Annotated in this window: 13 protein-coding genes; 5 read left to right on the plus strand and 8 right to left on the minus strand. The window is 61.9% G+C overall.

The window, feature by feature from the left end; all coding sequences use genetic code 11:
- Nucleotides 1-31 precede the first annotated feature (31 nt).
- On the plus strand, nt 32-3241 hold the full coding sequence (locus tag WFR25_RS13660; protein ID WP_336971582.1) for an autotransporter outer membrane beta-barrel domain-containing protein: 3210 nt from the start codon (nt 32-34) through the stop codon (nt 3239-3241).
- Nucleotides 3242-3526: 285 nt separating this feature from the next.
- Here the strand turns inward: WFR25_RS13660 and gatB are convergent, their stop codons facing one another.
- From gatB to gatC, 4 genes are read right to left on the minus strand one after another with little or no spacing between them, the layout of a single operon-like run.
- Complete coding sequence (gene gatB, locus WFR25_RS13665) at nt 3527-5029, minus strand: Asp-tRNA(Asn)/Glu-tRNA(Gln) amidotransferase subunit GatB (RefSeq protein WP_336971583.1); 1503 nt, start codon at nt 5027-5029, stop codon at nt 3527-3529.
- Complete coding sequence (locus tag WFR25_RS13670) at nt 5026-5364, minus strand: hypothetical protein (RefSeq protein WP_336971584.1); 339 nt, start codon at nt 5362-5364, stop codon at nt 5026-5028. Before WFR25_RS13670 ends, gatB begins: the two co-directional genes overlap by 4 nt.
- Nucleotides 5364-6845 (minus strand): Asp-tRNA(Asn)/Glu-tRNA(Gln) amidotransferase subunit GatA, encoded by a 1482-nt coding sequence (gene gatA, locus WFR25_RS13675; RefSeq protein WP_336971585.1) that lies wholly within the window; start codon nt 6843-6845, stop codon nt 5364-5366. The genes WFR25_RS13670 and gatA overlap by 1 nt, the downstream gene beginning before the upstream one ends.
- Nucleotides 6845-7132, minus strand: coding sequence for an Asp-tRNA(Asn)/Glu-tRNA(Gln) amidotransferase subunit GatC (gatC, locus tag WFR25_RS13680; RefSeq protein WP_336971587.1), 288 nt, complete (start codon nt 7130-7132; stop codon nt 6845-6847). The genes gatA and gatC overlap by 1 nt, the downstream gene beginning before the upstream one ends.
- 158 nt (nt 7133-7290) lie before the next feature.
- Here gatC and WFR25_RS13685 point away from each other — a divergent pair, with 158 nt between their 5' ends.
- Nucleotides 7291-8409 carry a DUF3089 domain-containing protein gene (locus WFR25_RS13685; protein ID WP_336971589.1) on the plus strand — a complete coding sequence of 373 codons (1119 nt, stop codon included), beginning with the start codon at nt 7291-7293 and terminating at the stop codon, nt 8407-8409.
- Complete coding sequence (gene ruvX / locus WFR25_RS13690) at nt 8409-8891, plus strand: Holliday junction resolvase RuvX (protein ID WP_336974897.1); 483 nt, start codon at nt 8409-8411, stop codon at nt 8889-8891. The genes WFR25_RS13685 and ruvX overlap by 1 nt, the downstream gene beginning before the upstream one ends.
- Before the next feature lie 162 nt (nt 8892-9053).
- Here the strand turns inward: ruvX and dnaE are convergent, their stop codons facing one another.
- Nucleotides 9054-12599 carry a DNA polymerase III subunit alpha gene (gene dnaE / locus WFR25_RS13695; protein ID WP_336971592.1) on the minus strand — a complete coding sequence of 1182 codons (3546 nt, stop codon included), beginning with the start codon at nt 12597-12599 and terminating at the stop codon, nt 9054-9056.
- A gap of 149 nt (nt 12600-12748) precedes the next feature.
- On the opposite strand from dnaE, the gene WFR25_RS13700 reads away from it, so the two are divergent.
- Nucleotides 12749-13927, plus strand: coding sequence for a Yip1 family protein (locus WFR25_RS13700; RefSeq protein WP_336971594.1), 1179 nt, complete (start codon nt 12749-12751; stop codon nt 13925-13927).
- Between the two features lie 53 nt (nt 13928-13980).
- Here WFR25_RS13700 and WFR25_RS13705 read toward each other — a convergent pair whose 3' ends face one another.
- Together WFR25_RS13705 and WFR25_RS13710 are read right to left on the minus strand one after the other, a co-directional pair.
- The gene (locus WFR25_RS13705) at nt 13981-14652 is read right to left on the minus strand and encodes an ABC transporter ATP-binding protein (RefSeq protein WP_336971596.1); all 672 of its coding nucleotides are present in this window, start codon (nt 14650-14652) and stop codon (nt 13981-13983) included.
- Complete coding sequence (locus WFR25_RS13710) at nt 14645-15895, minus strand: lipoprotein-releasing ABC transporter permease subunit (RefSeq protein WP_336971598.1); 1251 nt, start codon at nt 15893-15895, stop codon at nt 14645-14647. Before WFR25_RS13710 ends, WFR25_RS13705 begins: the two co-directional genes overlap by 8 nt.
- 474 nt (nt 15896-16369) lie before the next feature.
- Here WFR25_RS13710 and WFR25_RS13715 point away from each other — a divergent pair, with 474 nt between their 5' ends.
- Entirely contained in the window at nt 16370-16840 is a 471-nt protein-coding gene (locus tag WFR25_RS13715; RefSeq protein ID WP_336971599.1) for an Hsp20 family protein, read from the plus strand.
- 61 nt (nt 16841-16901) lie between these two features.
- On the opposite strand, the gene WFR25_RS13720 is transcribed toward WFR25_RS13715, so the two are convergent.
- On the minus strand, nt 16902-18827 hold the full coding sequence (locus tag WFR25_RS13720; protein ID WP_336971601.1) for a potassium transporter Kup: 1926 nt from the start codon (nt 18825-18827) through the stop codon (nt 16902-16904).
- Between the last annotated feature and the right edge of the window lie 29 nt (nt 18828-18856).

Below are 18856 nucleotides of genomic sequence, written 5' to 3' on the forward strand. Positions count from 1 at the left end.
GCGCAAAGGCGCGGTCCGCAGAGGAGACATCATGCGACATTATCTGACCTGCACAGCCATGGCCTCCGTTCTGGTGGCGTTGGCGGCGGGAGAAGCATCGGCCGAAACCACCATCAGCACGGCAACCACGACCCCGGTCGCCACCGCAACCGTGGCCAATGGGGTCGCCGACGACATCACCATCAGTTCGGCAGGATCCATCACCCTGACCAGCGGCGCGGCCGTCACGATCAACAGCAACAACAAGGTCAGCAACGCCGGCACGATCAAGATGACCGGCGTCGACAATGCGACCGGCATCCTGGCCATGCCCGGCACCAGCGGCGACATCATCCACAGCGGCACCATCACCCTGGACGAGGATTATACCGCGACCGACACCGACAGCGATGGCGATGTAGACGGTCCGTTCGCCAAGGGATCGAACCGCAACGGCATCTGGGTGCAGTCCGGCGCGGCGCATACGGGCGCGCTGACCAGCAGCGGCACGATCACGATCGAGGGCAACCAGTCGACCGGGATTCGCCTGGACGGTCCCCTGAACGGTGCGCTCAGCACCAGCGGTACCATCAGCGTCGTGGGCGACAACAGCTATGGCGTTCTGGCTAATGCGGTGACGGGCGATGTCACACTGCGCGGATCGACGGCGGTTGCCGGCGCAAACAGCGTTGGCGCAGCCCTGATGGGAGATATTGGCGGCGCGCTGAAGATTCAGGGAACGATCGTCAGCACCGGCTATCGCTCCACCACCGCACCGACCGATGTGAGCAAGTTGGATGCCGACGACCTGCTACAGGGCGGCCCGGCGGTTCGGATCGCGGGCAATGTCGCGGGCGGGATCATCTTTGATGCGCCGCCGACGCTGAGCGAAACCGATGCCGATGTCGACAAGGACGGCCTGCCCGATGCGACGGAAGGCACATCGTCCATTACCTCCTATGGGGCCGCGCCTGCGGTCGAAATCGGCGCGGCTGATCGTGACATTTCGATCGGTGCTGTTGCGGCGGACACCTCCGGCTATGGCCTAATCGTCAGGGGCAGCATGGTTGGTTCCGGCGTCTATGCGGGCGTGAACGCGACTGGCCTGTCGATCGGCGGACTGGGCGGCGGCGTGACCATTGCCAAGGGTCTGGACGTCCGCGGCGCCATTGCCGCTGCCTCGCTCGATAGCAATGCGACCGCCGTGCGGATCGGCAGCGGGGCCAATGTCGGCGCGGTCGCAGTTTCCGGATCACTAGGTGGGGCCGGCTCCGCGCTGGACGGGACTGTCGCACGCGGCCTCCTGATCGAGAGCGGCGCGAATGTGAACAGCATCGCCATCAGCGGCACAGTCAGCGCCGCAGCGCTCAGCAGCGAGAAGGGCACGGCCGTCGCGATTGCCGACCAGTCGGGCACCGTCACGTCGGTAAGCAACACCGGCAAGATCACCGCGAGCGGCGGCAAGACCGGCGCCAATGTCGCGCTGGACCTGTCAGCCAACAGCAGCGGCGTGACGATTACACAGGCTCTGGCCTCCGATACCGCCGCCGCGCCCTCTATCAGCGGCGACGTTCGACTTGGGTCGGGCAATGACCAACTGGCCGTATCGGCTGGCACGATCATCGGCGACGTCGCCCTTGGCGGCGGCGATGACAACGTCACGCTGTCGGGAACTTCCGCCCTGACCGGCGCCGTCAACTATGGCGCGGGCAACTCCAACCTGACGCTGGCCGACAGCGCGAAAATCACGGGCAACATCGATTTTGGCGGCGGCGCTGGCACGCTGACGCTGGGCGGCACATCGTCGCTGACGGGGTCTATAGCCAACAGCGGCGGCATGGCGCTGGTGCTGAACGGCGGTTCGTTGAATGCAACGAACAGCGGGACGTTGGCATTGTCCTCCCTGACCGCTTCATCCGGGTCGACAATCGGCGTCAATATCGACGGCGCAACGGGCACGAACACCCTGTATGACGTGGCGGGTGCAGCCAGCTTTGCAAGCGGATCGAAGGTTCAGGCGACACTGACGCAGGTGTCCGGGTCGGAAGGCGATTATGTGATCGTCCGGGCCGGCACCCTGAGCGGCACGCCCGACCTGTCGAGCAATGCGGTATTGCCCTATATGTTCAAGGGTACGCTCACCAGCAACGCATCGACCGGCGAAGTGACATTATCGATTGCGGAAAAAAGCGTCGCCGACCTTGGCCTGAACGGGTCGCTCGCGCGAGCCTATCCCGCGATCTTCGCGGCGCTGGACAATGACAGCGCCATTGCCGACACTTTCCTGTCGGTTGCCGATGGCGCCACATTGAACAGCGCTCTGCGCCAGATGCTGCCGGATCATGCGGGTGGCACGTTCGAGGCCGTGACGTCCGGTTCTCGGGCAACCGCGCGCATCCTCAGCGATCCGGGCGGCATGGCTCGCACGCAGGATGGCCGGCTCGGCTTCTGGCTCAACCAGATCGCTTTTGGCAGCGCCAAGAGCGTGGGAAGCACCGCCTCCTACGACATCACCGGCTGGGGCGCGTCGGGCGGGGCCGAATATCTGACCGACATTGGCGCATTTGGAGCGTCGCTCGCCTATATTCACGGCAATGACTCCAGCGGCGGGTCCAACAGCGCGGTCGATTCCGACCAGTTCGAGCTGGCGGCCCACTGGCGCGGCCAATGGGGTCCGCTCCAGGGTTTTGCACGGGTATCGGCAGCGACGATCGACTTTGGCGGCACACGACGGTTCATCACCAGCGCCGCAACACGAACGGCGGAAGGCGACTGGTCAGGCAAGCTCTATTCGGCCACCGCTGGCGCATCCTATGAGAAGAGCTTTGGCCGGTTCAGCCTGCGTCCGGCAATCGGGATCGACTATTACCGCCTGAAGGAAAGCGGCTATGCCGAAACGGGCGGCGGCGATGCCTTCAACCTGACCGTGGACGGGCGCACCAGCGACGAGTTGACCGCCAACGGCACGCTGACCGCCGCCTATGACATGGGCAGCCTCAACCGTGCGGATGGCTGGTTCCGTGTGGAGTTGGAGGGCGGGCGTCGCCAGATCGTCGGCGGGTCGCTGGGCAACACTATCGCGCATTTCAAGGATGGCGACGACTTCACGCTGGTGGCCGAGGAACGGACCAATGGCTGGACCGGCCGTGCGCGCCTGATCGGTGGCACCGACACTTTCCGGGTCGGCGGCGAATTCAGCGCGGAAGAACAACAAAATCATGTGGCGATCGCATTTAGGGCGACGGTTAACTTCATCCTGTGACGTCTAAACACTGAATTGGCGGGCTATCCCAAGACCCTCCCTGGCCCGCCAGTCAGCCATGACCACAGCCCTCCCCCCAGGGCGTCATGGCACCAACAGGAAAGGGCGCGACCGTCCCCCGGTCGCGCCCTTTTTTGTTTTACTTCCCTGCCTCACACCAAAGGACGAATTTGGCCTTTGGATCGGGCTATACCGCAGTAAATGATGGAGAGAGCTGGACGCTCTAAACGAAAAGAGGCGGCCGTTAGACCGCCTCCTTATATCATCAGCTAACTTCGGCGAGGATCAGCCCAGCGCCTTCTTCACCAGTTCGTTCACGACCTTGGGGTTCGCCTTGCCAGCCATCGCCTTCATCGTCTGACCGACGAAGAAGCCGAACAGCGCCTCCTTGCCGCCGCGATATTGTTCGACCTTGTCGCCATTATCGGCCAGGATCTTGGCGACCACCACCTCGATCGCGCCGGTGTCGCTGGTCTGCTTAAGGCCCTTTTCCTCGACGATCTTGCTTGGTGCATCGCCGGTTTCCAGCATGATCTCGAACACCTGCTTGGCTAGCGTGCCTGAGAGGGTGCCATCCGCGACCAGCGCCAGCAATTCGGCGGCCTGCGAAGGGCTTGCCGGGCTTTCCTCAAGGCTTTTGCCAAGCCGGTTGAGCGCGCCATAGAGGTCGGACAGCAACCAGTTGGCGGCGGCCTTGGCTACTTCGCCTTCACTCTTCTTCTGTGCCAGCGCGCTTTCGGATAGCAGTGCTTCAAACCAGCGAGCCGTCTCTGCCTCTGCCGTCAGGACCGCGGCGTTGTAGGCCGACAGGCCCAGCGCCGTTTCGTAGCGGTGCCGCTTGGCATCGGGCAGTTCGGGGAGCGAGGTTCGGCATTCCGCAAGGAAGGCGTCGTCCAGTTCCAACGGCAGCAGATCGGGATCGGGGAAGTAGCGATAATCGTGCGCATCTTCCTTCGACCGCATCGAGCGGGTTTCATTCTTGTCCGGGTCGTAGAGGCGGGTTTCCTGCACGATCCTGCCACCGGCCTCGATCACATCGACCTGACGGCTTGCCTCATGCTCGATCGTCGCCATGACGAAACGGACCGAGTTGACGTTCTTGGTCTCCGTGCGGGTGCCGAGTTCTTCACCAGGCTTGCGGACCGAGACGTTAACGTCGGCGCGCATGGAGCCTTCCTCCATATTGCCGTCGCACGAACCGACATAGCGCAGGATCGCCCTCAACTTGCGCAGATAAGCCCCTGCTTCTGCGGGAGAACGCATGTCGGGACGGCTGACGATTTCCATCAGCGCCACGCCTGAGCGGTTTAGATCGACATAGGAGCGGGTAGGATGCTGGTCGTGCATCAACTTGCCCGCGTCCTGCTCGACATGGATACGCTCAACGCCGATGATCTTGGTCGCACTGTCGGGGTTCTTCTCGTCCAGCGTCACCTCGATCTGCCCCTCGCCCACCAGCGGGTGATAAAGCTGGCTGATCTGATAGCCCTGCGGCAGATCGGCGTAGAAGTAGTTTTTGCGGTCGAAGCGCGACCAGCGATTGATCTGCGCGTCGATCGCCATGCCGGTGCGAACCGCCTGACGGATGCACTCCCGATTGGGCACGGGCAACATGCCGGGCATGGCCGCGTCCACCAGGCTGACCTGCGTGTTCGGCTCTGCACCGAACGCCGTGGCCGCGCCCGAAAAGAGCTTGGCATTGGTGGTGATCTGGGCGTGGACCTCCAGGCCGATCACGACCTCCCACTCGCCGGTGGCACCCTGGATGCGATAGGTTGATTCAGTCATTTCAATGCTTTCAGATATTGGGCTGTTGCAAGCATTTCTTCTTTTAGCATATCTGCGGCAACGCCTTCTATTTGCGCCTTTTCGCAGATGTTCACGATAACATCCGTATATTCTGGATATTTTCGAAGCTCATATGCTGCGGCCATTTTGGAGGCGATACTGGCACCCGACAGACCAAGATGATCCATGATCTGGAAGAAGCGCTGATATTCCTGGTGTTGAACTTCCCGGCGACGCGCCAGCGTATAAAACACTGCCGACCATGCCAAGGCGGCGAGCGGGAGAACTATCCCTGCCCAAGCTATCCACTCCCCAGCAGTGGATAGGTTCATCATCACCACCACTTATCCGGTCGCGCCGTGAACCCAGCGCGTTCCTCGATGGCGAGGCCCGCGTTCAGCACGCTTTGCTCGTCCAGCGCCTTGCCGATGATCTGAAGACCCAGCGGCAGCCCCTGGGCGTCAAGGCCGCCGGGCACCGACATGGCGGGCAGGCCTGCCAGCGACGCGGGGACGGTGAAGACATCGTTCAGATACATGGCCAGCGGATCGGCCTGCTTCTCGCCCAGAGCGAACGCCGCGGAGGGCGCGGTCGGGGTGAGGAGCAGGTCGCACTTTTCGAATGCCCGGTCGAAATCGCGGGAGATGAGCGTGCGGACCTTCTGTGCCTGCGTATAATAGGCGTCGTAGAAGCCCGCTGACAGCACATAGGTGCCCATCATGATGCGGCGCTTTACCTCTGGTCCGAAACCGGCGGCGCGGGTGGCGGCATACATATCCTGCAAGCCTGCGCCATCGGGCAGGTCGCGCTGGCCGTAGCGCACGCCGTCATAGCGGGCGAGGTTGGACGAGGCTTCGGCCGGGGCGATGATATAATAGGTCGGCAGCGCGTACTTCGTATGCGGCAGCGAAACCTCGACCACATCAGCACCAGCATCCTTCAGGAAGGCGATACCCTTTTCCCACAGCGCCTCAATCTCGGCGGGCATTCCGTCGACCCGATATTCCTTGGGAATGCCGATGGTCTTGCCAGCAAGGTTGCTGGACAGGCCCGCTTCCCACTGCGGCACGGCGAGATCGAGTGAAGTTGCATCCTTCGGATCAAAGCCCGCCATATTTTCAAGCATGATGGCGTTGTCGCGGATCGTGCGCGCCATCGGCCCAGCCTGATCGAGCGACGAGGCGAAGGCGACGACGCCCCAGCGCGAGCAGCGGCCATAGGTAGGCTTGATGCCGGAAATGCCAACGAAGCTGGCGGGCTGGCGGATCGAACCACCGGTATCCGTGCCGGTCGCCGCCGGGCAGAGCCGCGCGGAGATGGCCGACGAACTGCCGCCCGACGAACCGCCGGGCGCCAGCGCCGCATTGTCGCCATCACCCCGTTTCCAGGGCGAGATGACATTGCCGAAATAGCTGGTTTCGTTGGACGAGCCCATGGCGAACTGATCAAGGTTCAGCTTACCCAGCATTCCTGCGCCCGCAGCCCATAGCTTGCCCGATACGGTCGATTCATAGGTCGGCACAAAGCCTTCCAGCATGTGCGACGCGGCGGTGGTCTGGGTGCCTTCGGTGCAGAAGAGATCCTTCATGCCGATGGGAATGCCCGACAGCGGCTTGAGCATGCCCGCAGCCCGATCCGCGTCGGCGGCATCGGCAGCTTCGAGCGCCTTCTCAGGCGTTTCGACGATGAAGGCGTTCAGCGCCTTTGCGGCGGCGACATTGGCATTGAATCCCTCGGCCACTTCGCGGGCGGAAAAGTCGCCGGCGCGGAAGCCGTCGCGGATTTCGGCGACGGTCAGGTTGGTCAGGTCGGTCATTATTCGATCACCTTGGGCACCGCGAAAAAGCCATGTTCGGCTTGCGGGGCATTGGCCAGCACTCTGTCGCGGATATTGCCGTCGGTGACGACATCGTCGCGCAGGCGCAGATGGTTGGGGATGACGGCGGTCATCGGCTCTACGCCGGTCACATCCACCTCGCCCAATTGCTCCACCCAGCCAAGGATGTTGTTGAGTTCCGGCACCATCGCCTGCGCCTCATCCTCAGTCACGGAAATCCGCGAGAGGCTGGCGATCTTCTTTACGGTTTGAAGGTCTATCGACATGGCGCATGCCGCTAGCATTGGCACATCGCCGCTTCAAGCGCTTTGCTGCCTGAAGAGGCATAGATCACGCGACACTTGCAACCCTTTGCCGCTTGGGTCAGACATCTGCACGAGCGCGCAGGGGTGTGCGCGAACCCATGCCACTGACGGAGAGCGCCTTGGCTCGCAAGTTCCTGTATCTGATTGCCGGATTGATCGTGTTGGTGATCGCGGCATTGCTGGCCTATCGCATCTGGGGGATGCAGCTCATCCGGCTGGTGATGGTCCCGCGCGAAGCCTTTGTGCAAGTGCCGCCGCTGCCCGCCAACGCCTATGCCGACCCCAAGATGTGGATCGCGCGGCCCGACATCGTGAAAGACAATCCCGCGCTTTGGCAGCCCGCCGGATTCAAGGATGCGCCCGCCCCGGTCCAAGCACCGGTCTTCTTCATCCACCCCACCTCCTACATCACCACATTTGGCGACGCGCACTGGAACATGGCGCTGGGTGACAAGGAAGCGCTGACCACCGCGCAGCGACTGGTGCGCGCGCAGGCGAGTGCATTTAACGGCGTCGGGCCGATCTGGGCGCCCCGCTATCGCCAGGCCAATTATGGCGTCTTCCTGACCGACAAGCCGGAAAAGGCCAAGGCCTTGGATATCGCCTATCGCGACGTCACCCAGGCCTTCGATGCGTTCCTGAAAGCCAATCCGACCGGGCCTATCCTGCTCGCCGGGCATAGCCAGGGGACGGCGCATCTGCTGCGCCTGTTGCGTGAACGGATCGCGGGCATGCCGCTGGCCGACAGAATCGCGGCGGTCTATGCCGTGGGCTGGCCGATCTCGGTCGAGGCGGATCTGCCCGCGCTGGGCCTGCCCGCCTGCGCTGGGCCAAAGCAGGCACATTGTATCGTCGGCTGGCAAAGCTATGCAGAGCCTGCCGATCCGTCCCCGGTGGTGGAGACGTTCGAGAAAGGGGCGGGCCTTGCCGGCAAACCGCGCAAGGGCACGCATATGCTTTGCACCAACCCGATTACCGGCACCTTCAACGGCGCGGCACCGGCGAGCGCCAATCGCGGCACGTTGAACAGCAAGGACGAAACCAAGCCGACAACTTTGGTCGAAGGCATCGTACCCGCGCGATGCGACACCAGCGGCGTGCTGATGATCGGCGAACCCGTCGACATGGGCCCGTATACGCTGCCGGGCAACAACTATCATGTCTATGATTACAGCCTGTTCTGGGGGAATGTGCGGACGGATGCGAAGGAAAGGCTTGGCGTATTTCTGAAGTCGTGATCCCGCAGGACAAGTCCCTCGTAACGGCCGACCGGGTCGCCTTTCGCGCGGTGCTGCCCGAAGGGGGGCGGCTGATCGGGCTGGACGTGGGGACCAAGACCATTGGCCTTGCCCTGTGCGATGCGGGCTGGTCGATCGCCAGCCCCGCGCACACGATCAATCGCGGCAAGTTCACCAAGGACAAGGCGATATTGGCAGCCTTCATCGCCGAACAATTTGTGAAGGGGATCGTCGTCGGCCTGCCCTTCAATCTGGACGGTAGCGAGTCCCCACGCAGCCAGTCCTCACGGGCCTTTGCGCGCAATCTGGCGGACCTTGGCCTGCCGATCCTGTTGTGGGACGAACGGTGGTCGACGCAGGCGGTGACACGGACGCTGCTGGAGGCGGATGCAAGCCGCGCGCGGCGCGACGTGCTGGTGGACAAGCTGGCGGCGAGCTATATTTTACAGGGCGCGATCGACGGGCTGGTGGCAGGATTGTAGCGGTGGGCTTGTTGTTACGGGACGTTCGTTATGGGTGACAAGCGGTCGTTACATTTGACCCCAGAACGAGCTAAACTGGAATGTCGATTAGATTAAATTGTTATTGGGCTCGGCTGACCGACCATGAACTCCACACTTGGTCGTTAGCCGCCAGAAGAAGGACTATCCGGCCACCAAGCGCATCCCCCCACGCCGGGTTCGTGCCCTGTACCCATCCTGCTGCGGGGGGATTGGTTCGAAATAGTGGATGGCGACGTGATTCATGGTCGCGATGGCCTCCACCTGATCCGCGTCGATCGTGAAGTCATCGCCCAGGAAAATCCGCACAGCCTTACCATCGGGCGCGCAGGCGCGTAGGAAAGCCTCGCTGCGACCGCCGCGGCTCTGTGAAAGCAGGTCGGCGAGTGGGCGGATTGCACTGACCTCCATGACGTCGATCACCAGTTCCATGCGTGAGGCATTGGCGAGTTGGCGGAAGGGCTGGACGCCGCGAATGGTGACGCGCGGCGTTTCCTCACCCGGCTGGCGATCCAGTTCGACGGACAGCAACGCGCACCCCCCCTCGCTCGCCATGGCGTCGATCATCTTGCATGCTTCTTCTTCGAAGCAACTGGCCTGAAACTGGCCGCTGCTGTCGGAGAAGGTCGCCGCGACATAGCGGCCACCGCGTCGTGTATCGCGCCAGCGCACATCCTCCACCATCGCGGCCATGACGCCCATGACGCGCCCATCCGCATTGGGAACACCCATGGGCTGCGCGCAGATGGCGCCATAGCTTTTCGCGCCCTTGGCATCAGCGATATGGCGATAGCGATCGACCGGATGGGCGGAGAAATAGAAACCGAACGCGTCCTTTTCCTGCGCCATGCGGTCGGAAGTGGACCAAGCCTGATGCGGCGGGATGCGGACATCGGCGTGGGTCGTCTCGACCTCTCCAAACAGCCCGCCCTGCCCGCTTTCCCGCGCTTCGGCGGCACTGGACGCGACGCTGAGGATGGTTTCGGCGGCGGCATGGACGCCCGCGCGGTCAGGGTTGATGCCATCGAAGCCCCCAGCGGCAGCGAGGCTTTCAAGCTGCCGACGGTTGAGCATGCGCGGTTCGATACGGTCGGCGAAATCGTCGAGCGATTGGAACGGCCCGCTCCCGTCCCGTTCCGCGACCAGCAGTTCCATCGCCTTTTCGCCCACGCCCTTGAGGCCACCAAGCGCGTAACGCACGGCAAAGCCCAGGCGTGGGTCTTCGGAGTCGGTTTCTACCGGCTCGACGGAAAAGTCCGCCTCGCTGCGGTTGATGTCCGGCGCCAGACATTGCAGGCCCATGCGGCGCATATCATCCACAAACACGGTGAGCTTATCTGTGAGGTGAATGTCATAAGCCATTGATGCGGCGTAAAATTCTGCTGGATAATGGGCCTTGAGCCACGCGGTCTGGTAAGCGAGCAATGCGTAGGCCGCAGCATGGCTCTTGTTGAAACCATAGCCCGCAAACTTGTCAATCAAGTCGAACAATTCGTTCGCCTTGGCCTTTGGAATGTTACTGGCGGCGCAGCCGGTGACGAAGCGCTGGCGCTGGGCGTCCATCTCCGCCTTGATCTTCTTGCCCATGGCGCGGCGCAGAAGGTCGGCATCGCCAAGGCTGTAGCCCGCGAGGATCTGCGCAGCCTGCATCACCTGTTCCTGATAGACGAAGATACCATAGGTTTCTTCAAGGATCGGTTTCAGAAGAATATGTGGATATTCAATCTCTTCCTGACCGTTCTTGCGACGGCCAAACATCGGAATATTGTCCATCGGGCCAGGACGATAGAGCGAGACCAGCGCGATGATGTCGCCGAAATTGGTCGGACGCACGGCGGCCAGCGTCTTCCGCATCCCTTCGGATTCCAACTGGAAGACGCCGACCGTATCGCCGCGCTGGAGCAAGTCATAGACGCCAGTGTCGTCCCATGTCAGCGTGTCAAGCTCGACCGTGACACCGCGCGCGGCCAGCAATTGCACGGCCTTTTGTAGCACCGACAGGGTTTTGAGGCCCAGAAAGTCGAACTTCACCAGACCCGCGCCCTCGACATATTTCATGTCGAACTGCGTAACGGGCATGTCAGAACGCGGATCGCGATAGAGCGGCACCAGTTGCGAGAGCGGACGGTCGCCGATGACCACACCCGCCGCGTGGGTGGAACTGTGGCGCGGCAACCCCTCCAGTTTCATCGCATAGTCGATCAGGCGGCGGACCTGCGCGTCATTGTCATATTCGGCGCGAAACTCCGCAACGCCGTTCAGCGACCGGTCCAGCGTCCAGGGATCGGTCGGGTGGTTGGGGATCAGCTTGGCAAGCCGATCGACCTGCCCATAGCTCATCTGGAGCACGCGTCCGGTGTCCTTGAGCACGGCGCGGGCCTTCAGCTTACCGAAGGTGATGATCTGTGCCACATGGTCCGACCCATATTTCTGCTGGACGTAGCGGATCACTTCGCCACGCCGGGTTTCGCAGAAGTCGATGTCGAAGTCGGGCATCGACACGCGTTCCGGGTTCAGAAAGCGTTCGAACAGCAGTCCCAGTTGCAAAGGATCGAGATCGGTGATTGTCAGCGCCCAGGCGACAACCGAGCCTGCGCCCGATCCACGGCCCGGCCCCACGGGAATGTCGTGGTCCTTCGCCCATTTGATGAAGTCGGCCACGATCAGGAAGTAACCGGGAAAGCCCATCTGGATGATGATGTCCGTCTCGAACTTCAGCCGTTCCAGATAGGGCGCGCGCGCCGCCTCGTCAGTCACCCCCATTTTTTCGAGCCGCGCGTCCAGCCCGGCGCTCGCTTGATCGCGCAGCATCCGCGCTTCACCCTCGATATCACCGGCGAGGCTGGGGAGGATCGGCTTACGCTTGGGCGCGGCGACGGCGCAGCGCTGGGCGACGACCAGCGTGTTCGCCAGCGCCTCGGGCAGATCGTCGAACAGACGCTTCATTTCCGCCGCTGGCTTCATCCACGCATCGGGCGAACTGGTTCGGCGATCGGCGGTTTCGACATAAGCGCTGTCGGCGATGCAGAGCATCACATCATGCGCCTCATGGAAATGCGGTTCGGTGAAGCAGGTGGGGTTGGTCGCAACGATTGGCAGGTTACGGGCATAAGCAAGGTCGAGCAGATGCGGCTCCGCCTTGCCCTCGATCGGATCGAGGCGGCGGCAAATTTCGACATAGAGGCGATCAGGGAACAGCGCCTGTAGCCGGTCGGCATAGGCCAGAGCGGCATCGGGCTGATCCTCCCCATAAAGGCGGGCAAGCGCGCCCTCCCCGCCTGCGGTGAGCGCGATCAGGCCATCGGTGCGTCCGACGAGCCAGTCCATGTCGACATGGGCTTGCTGTTCGATCGGCCGGTCGAGATGCGCCGTCGATACCAGCGCGCAGAGATTGTCATAGCCACGCATATCCTGCGCATAGAGAGCGATCCAGTCATGGACGGGCGGCGCATTGGCGGGGCGGTCGGGCCGCAAAACGCCCAGCATGGCGCCGACAATCGGCTGGACCCCCTCCCCCTTGCAGGCATCGGAAAAGGCCATCGACGCGTAAAGGCCGTTACGGTCGGTCAGCGCGGCGGCGGGAAAGCCCAGCGCCTTCGCCTGTTTGGCGATCGCCTTCGGCTCGATCGCTCCGTCCAGCATCGTATAACAGGAAAAGACGCGAAGCGGGACGAACGAAGCATGAGGCATGAGGGCAGGATAGCCCGGCGGGACCGATTCTGGGAAGGGTGTTGGCGGCATTTTTATGACGCAATCGGCTCCCCTCACTCGGCCGATGGATTCGCTAGACCTGGCGTGGCATGAAGGGTCGTCCAAGGGGACTGACAGGGAGGACTGGAATGACACCGGGAGATCCGATTTCGAGCGAGCGCACGCTGACCCACCGCGCCAAGGCAATCATCATCCGCCCCAAGGAAGAGTGGCCAGTCGTGGAGGCCGAGCCGCGCACCACCAAGGAACTGTTCACCGGCTATGCCATGATTTTGGCGGCAATCGGGCCGGTCTGCCAGTTGATAGGCGGGCAACTGTTCGGCTTTGGTGCGCTGGGCGTCACCTATCGCCCCTCACTCGTTGGCGCTCTGATCCAGGCGATCATCAGCTATGGCCTGTCGTTGGTTGGGATTTTCATCCTGGCGCTGATCGTCAATGCGCTGGCGCCGACTTTCAACAGCGTCGCGAACAAGGCCAACGCCTTCAAGCTGGTCATCTATTCCTCGACCGCAGCCTGGCTGGCGGGCATATTTTTCCTGATCCCGTCGCTAGGTTTTCTGGCGATCGTCAGCCTCTACAGCTTCTTTCTGCTGTACACGGGTCTGCCGGTGCTGATGAAGACGCCGGAGCAGAAGGTCATGCCCTATCTGATCTCCACCATCGTCGCGAGCATCGTGCTTTTTCTGCTAGTCGGTGCAGTCATCGGCGCGATCACAGCGTCGTTCGTCAATCTGGGCAGCGGCTATGAAGACAAGATCGAGGGGGAAATGACGGTGCCCGGCATGGGCAAGGTCGATCTTGGCAAGTTGAGCGCCGCCAGCGCGCAAATGGAAGTCGCCGCCAAGAAGATGGAAAATGCGACCAAGTCGGGAGAGTCAACCGCCATTCCCGCCGCGACCCTTCAGGCGCTGCTCCCCGCCAACATCGGCCGTTTCGCGCGGACCGAGGTTGAGAGCAGCAGCATGGCGGCGGGCGCCCATGCGAGCGCCCGCTACGAAGCTGGAGATGACAATCTGCGGGTCGAAGTGACAGACATGGCCATTGCGGGCGCTTTCGCCGGGCTGGGCGCAGCGCTCAATGTCCAGTCGAACAAGGAAACCGCGACTGGCTATGAGCGGACCCAGACCGTCGATGGGCGTATCGTCAGCGAACAATGGGACAAGGAAAGCCGCGAGGGCAAGTATATGACGACGCTCGCCAATCGTTTCATGATCGAAGCGAGTGGGAAGGTCGCCAAGGTTGACGAACTCAAGGCTGCGGTGAACGCGATCGGCCCGGACAAGCTGGCCGCGCTGGCGAAAAATTAATGTGTTTTCGCGATTTCAAGTCAGTTGAACTCAACTGACTTGAAATCGCTTCGCTAGGCCAACACGCCTTCGTGCAGGCGGACCACCCGGTCCATCTTCTGGGCGAGCCGTTCATTATGGGTGGCGACCAGTGCGGCCGAGCCTTCTTCGCGCACGAGGCGAAGGAACTCGGCCAGAACGACGTCGGCGGTGCGCTCGTCCAGATTGCCCGTGGGTTCATCGGCCAGCACCAGGGCTGGGCGATTGGCCAGCGCGCGGGCGACGGCGACCCGCTGCTGCTCGCCGCCCGATAGCTGGCTGGGGCGGTGGTCGAGGCGGTGGCCAAGACCAAGGGACGACAGCAGGGATTGGGCGCGGGCAACCGCTTGGTCCATCGTTACGTCGCGGATCACCTGCGGCAGCACGACATTCTCAGTCGCGTTAAAATCCGGCAACAGATGGTGGAACTGATAGACAAAGCCCAGTGAATCGCGGCGCAGGCGCGTGCGACCATCATTGTCGAGGCGCGCGGCCTCCTCCCCCTCGATCCTGATCGAGCCGTCAAAGCCGCCCTCCAGCAAGCCGACTGCCTGAAGCAGGGTCGATTTACCCGAGCCGGACGGGCCGAGCAATGCGACGATCTCGCCCTGCCCCACGGTCAGGTCCACGCCACACAATACGTCAATGGTGACACCGCCCTGGGTGAAGCTGCGGGTCAGGCCCTTTACTTGCAGGATATCATTCATAGCGCAGCACCTGAACCGGATCGGTATTGGCGGCCTTGAAGGCCGGATAGAGGGTGGCGAGGAAGCTGAAGACTAACGCCATCAGGCAGATGGTGGTGATTTCCACCGGATCGGCCTTTGATGGCAATTCGGTCAGGAAGCGGATCGAGGGATCCCACAAATTCTGCCCCGTCACGAACTGGATCGCATTCACGATCCCCTGACGGAAGAACAGAAAGGTGAAGCCCAGCGCCAGCCCCGCAACCATGCCCAGCGTGCCGATGGTGACACCGACTGTCATGAAGATCTTGACCAGCCCGCCGCGCGAGGCACCCATCGTCCGCAATATGGCGATGTCGCGGGTCTTGGCGCGGACCAGCATGATGAGAGAGGAGAGGATGTTGAACACGGCGACAAGGACGATGATCGACAGGACGACGAACATCGCCACCCTCTCCACGGCCAGCGCCTCGAACAGCGATGCATTCATCTGCCGCCAGTCCTGCACCACGGCACGGCCCGCGACCCTGGCGGCCAAAGGCTGAAGAATTTCGCCTACCTTGTCGGCATTTACCGTCTCCACCTCGATCATGCCGACGATATCGCCGAGCAGAAGCAGCGTCTGCGCGTCTTCCATCGGCATAACGACAAAGGCTTTGTCATAGTCATAGACGCCGACCTCGAATATCGCCGCCACCTGATAGCTGACCTCTCGCGGCACTGTGCCGAAGGGGGTGGCGCGCCCGGCGGGGTTGATGATGGACAGGCTGTCTCCCACCTGGATGCCCAGATTTTCCGCCAGCCGGACGCCAATCGCGATCTTGCCACTGTTGGCGGTCAGGTCATTCAGCTTGCCCGCAACTACCTTGCCCTGCAGCGTGGGGTTGGCGCGGATGTCGGGCACGGTCATGCCGCGCACCAGTACCGCCTCAACCCGACCTTTGTAATTGCCCAGCAACGGCTGCTCGATCAGCGGGGTGGCGCTGGTGACGCCGGGAGTTGCCTTGGCCTCCTTCAGAACGTCGCGCCAGTCGGGCAGGCGCCCGCCATAGCCCTGGACCACTGCATGACCGTTAAGGCCCACAATCTTGTCGAACAGTTCGGCGCGAAAGCCGTTCATCACGCTCATGACGATGATGAGGGCGGCGACGCCCAGCATCACGGCGGCCAGGCTGATGCCCGCCACCAGGAAAATGAAGCCCTCTCCCTTGCCGGGTAGCAGGTATCGCTTGGCGATCATGCGTTCGTATCGATTGAGAATCATGGGGCTGGATCGGGCCTTTCACTTGTCCCTGCATGGCTGCTCTAGCAGGGCAAAGCTGAACGGCAAGGGTGTGCGGACAATGCTGAATTGTTGCAGCGATGACACAGGGACAACCGCAAAATCACGGCGGGGCAATTCTGGCCGTGACACCGCCCCGCCCTGAGCATATCGAAAGTGTCGAAGCACAGGTAAAGGCCGTGGTTCAGGGATACTGCTTCCCGTTTCGAGCTTAGGGGGCTGAGAAATGGTTGAGGCAGGACCAAGGGGGAGACGAGCAATCGTCCATTAGTACCCGGATCGCAATCATACGCGGTTCGGGTACTTTTCGTTACAGTCCGCAACTCTACAATCTTGAAACTCCATAATCTCCATCCATATCAAGAGCGTTCGGCCGCCAGATGGGGTCGGACACGAGTATCGCCGGATGCCATGATGGGTCCGGCTGTTCATTTTGCTCTTTTGGAGATTATGACAATGCGTGGTTTTGACCTTACCCCCTATCGCCGCTCGACCGTGGGCTTCGATCGTTTGTTCGACCTGATCGAGAATAACGCCCGGTTGCAGCAGGCCGACAACTATCCCCCCTTCAATATCGAACGCCTGTCCGAGGACCGTTATCGGGTAACGTTGGCCATCGCGGGCTTCCGCACTGACGAGATCGACATCACCGCGCAGCAGAACCTGCTTCAGGTGACGGGCCGCAAGGATGAGGTGGGCGCCAATGATCGCGCCAAATTTCTGCATGTCGGCATCGCCAATCGCAGTTTTGAGCGCCGGTTCGAACTCGCGGACTTCGTGCGCGTCGAAAAGGCGGATCTCGCCGATGGCCTGCTGACCATCGACTTGCTGCGCGAGGTGCCCGAGGCGATGAAGCCCAAAAAGATCGCCATCAACGGCGGTCAGGTGGTAGGCATCAACGCCAAGGACGATCGCGACGCGGCGTGAAGCCATCGTTTTGAAAGCAAGATGGGTGCGGCAGCGATGCCGCGCCCTTTTCATTAGTCGGTTAAATCTCGACCTGACTGCCCAATTCCACCACGCGGTTGGTTGGCAGGCGGAAAAACTCCATCGCGCTTTCCGCGTTCCGCAGCATCCAGGCGAAAATCTTCTCACGCCATAGCGGCATTCCGGGGTTTGCCGAAGGTAACAATGTCTGGCGCGCCAGGAAGAAACTGGTGTCCATCATCTTGAAGCCATGGCCGCAGCCCGTCACATTCTTGAGCGCGGCGGGCACATCCGGTTCCTGCATAAAGCCATATTGCAGGACGAGGCGGAAGAAGCCCTTGCCCAGATCCTCCAGCCGACAACGGCCATCATCCTCGACCACGGGCACATCCTTGATCTTGACCGTCAGCAGGATCACGCGCTCGTGCAGCACCTTGTTGTGCTTGAGGTTGTGCAGCAGCGCATGGGGCACTCCATCCGGGCTGGAGGTCATGAAGACCGCCGTGCCCGGCACGCGCACTGCGCTGTTGGCAGCAGAGGCGACGAAGACGGGGATGGGCATCGCCGATTCGCGCATCCGGTCCTGCATCAGCTTGCGCCCGCGCGACCAGGTGGTGAGCAGGGTGAAGACGATGAAGCCAATCAGCAGCGGGAACCAGCCGCCGTCGGGCACTTTGGTCAGGTTGGCGGCGAGATATGCACCGTCGACGATGTAGAATACCGCGAGCACCGGCACGGCATAATACCAGCGCCAGTTCCACAAACGATAGATCACGACCGTCAACAGCACATTGTCGATGAACATCGCACCCGTCACCGCGATGCCGTAAGCGGCGGTCAGGTTGGACGACGTCTGGAACACAAGCACCAGCAGGATGACCATGATCATCAGCCCCCAGTTGATGAGGGGAATGTAGATCTGACCGGCGGTCGAGGCGCTGGTATGTTCGATCCGCAGGCGCGGCATGAAGCCCAGTTGGATCGCCTGCTGCGTGACGGAGAAAGCACCGGAGATCACCGCCTGCGACGCAATGATCGCGGCCAGCGTCGCCAGTCCGATCAGCGGCAGTTGCGCCCATTGTGGAGCCAGGTTGTAGAAGGGGCTGTGCAGCGCGGCCGCGCCTTCCCGAAACAGTAGCGCGCCCTGCCCCATATAGTTCATCATCAGCGCCGGGAGCACGAAGGCCAGCCACGATACGCGGATCGGGCTGCGGCCGAAATGTCCCATGTCGGCATAGAGCGCCTCTGCACCCGTCACCGCCAGCACGACCGAGCCAAGCGCCAGGAAGGCGGGCAGCGGATCGGACAGGAAGAACATCGCCGCCCAATAAGGGTTCAGCGCCACCAAAATGCCAGGCGTCTGGGCGATGCTGATAACACCCAGCGCCGCGATCGTGATGAAATAGAGCAGCATGATCGGGCCAAAGAGCGTAGCGACCTTGTTGGTCCCCAGCCCCTGTATCCAGAAAAGGCCCAGCAGAATGATGACGGCAGCCGGCAGGATGATGGGTGCCAAATCTTCATTATAGACCGCAAGCCCCTCAACCGCCGACAGCACCGACACGGCCGGGGTAATCATCGAGTCGCCATAGAAGAGCGCGGTTGCAAATACGCCCAGCAGAATGATGCCCGACGACCAGCGCGGCGTCTTCGTCGTACCGTTTATCAGTGCCAGCAGGGCCAGGCTGCCGCCCTCTCCCTTATTGTCCGCGCGCATGATGATGGTGACATATTTCAGCGTCACGACCAGCATCATCGACCAGAACATCAGACTGATGACACCCATGATATGGGCGGGATCGAGGTCGAGATGATGATGCCCGGCGAAGGTTTCCCTAAAGGCATAGAGCGGGCTGGTGCCGATATCGCCAAAGACGATGCCGACGGCGCCAACGACCAGCTTGGCCGTCGCCTTCTGCCGACCGTGGCCGTGACCTTCCTCATCGCCATCGGCAGACGGCGTGCCTCCGACCACATGGTCAGTCATGCTGGAAATACCGGAAGGTCATGATGGCG

It is taken from the genome of Sphingobium aromaticiconvertens (assembly GCF_037154075.1).
Lineage (GTDB): Bacteria > Pseudomonadota > Alphaproteobacteria > Sphingomonadales > Sphingomonadaceae > Sphingobium > Sphingobium aromaticiconvertens.

Excerpts from the sequence above, each read along its gene's own strand:
- WFR25_RS13660 (WP_336971582.1), top strand. The coding sequence starts at position 32 with ATGCGACATTATCTGACCTGCACAGCCATGGCCTCCGTTCTGGTGGCG.
- gatB (WP_336971583.1), bottom strand. The coding sequence starts at position 5,029 with ATGACTGAATCAACCTATCGCATCCAGGGTGCCACCGGCGAGTGGGAG.
- WFR25_RS13670 (WP_336971584.1), bottom strand. The coding sequence starts at position 5,364 with ATGATGAACCTATCCACTGCTGGGGAGTGGATAGCTTGGGCAGGGATA.
- gatA (WP_336971585.1), bottom strand. The coding sequence starts at position 6,845 with ATGACCGACCTGACCAACCTGACCGTCGCCGAAATCCGCGACGGCTTC.
- gatC (WP_336971587.1), bottom strand. The coding sequence starts at position 7,132 with ATGTCGATAGACCTTCAAACCGTAAAGAAGATCGCCAGCCTCTCGCGG.
- dnaE (WP_336971592.1), bottom strand. The coding sequence starts at position 12,599 with ATGCCTCATGCTTCGTTCGTCCCGCTTCGCGTCTTTTCCTGTTATACG.
- WFR25_RS13700 (WP_336971594.1), top strand. The coding sequence starts at position 12,749 with ATGACACCGGGAGATCCGATTTCGAGCGAGCGCACGCTGACCCACCGC.
- WFR25_RS13705 (WP_336971596.1), bottom strand. The coding sequence starts at position 14,652 with ATGAATGATATCCTGCAAGTAAAGGGCCTGACCCGCAGCTTCACCCAG.
- WFR25_RS13710 (WP_336971598.1), bottom strand. The coding sequence starts at position 15,895 with ATGATTCTCAATCGATACGAACGCATGATCGCCAAGCGATACCTGCTA.
- WFR25_RS13715 (WP_336971599.1), top strand. The coding sequence starts at position 16,370 with ATGCGTGGTTTTGACCTTACCCCCTATCGCCGCTCGACCGTGGGCTTC.
- WFR25_RS13720 (WP_336971601.1), bottom strand. The coding sequence starts at position 18,827 with ATGACTGACCATGTGGTCGGAGGCACGCCGTCTGCCGATGGCGATGAG.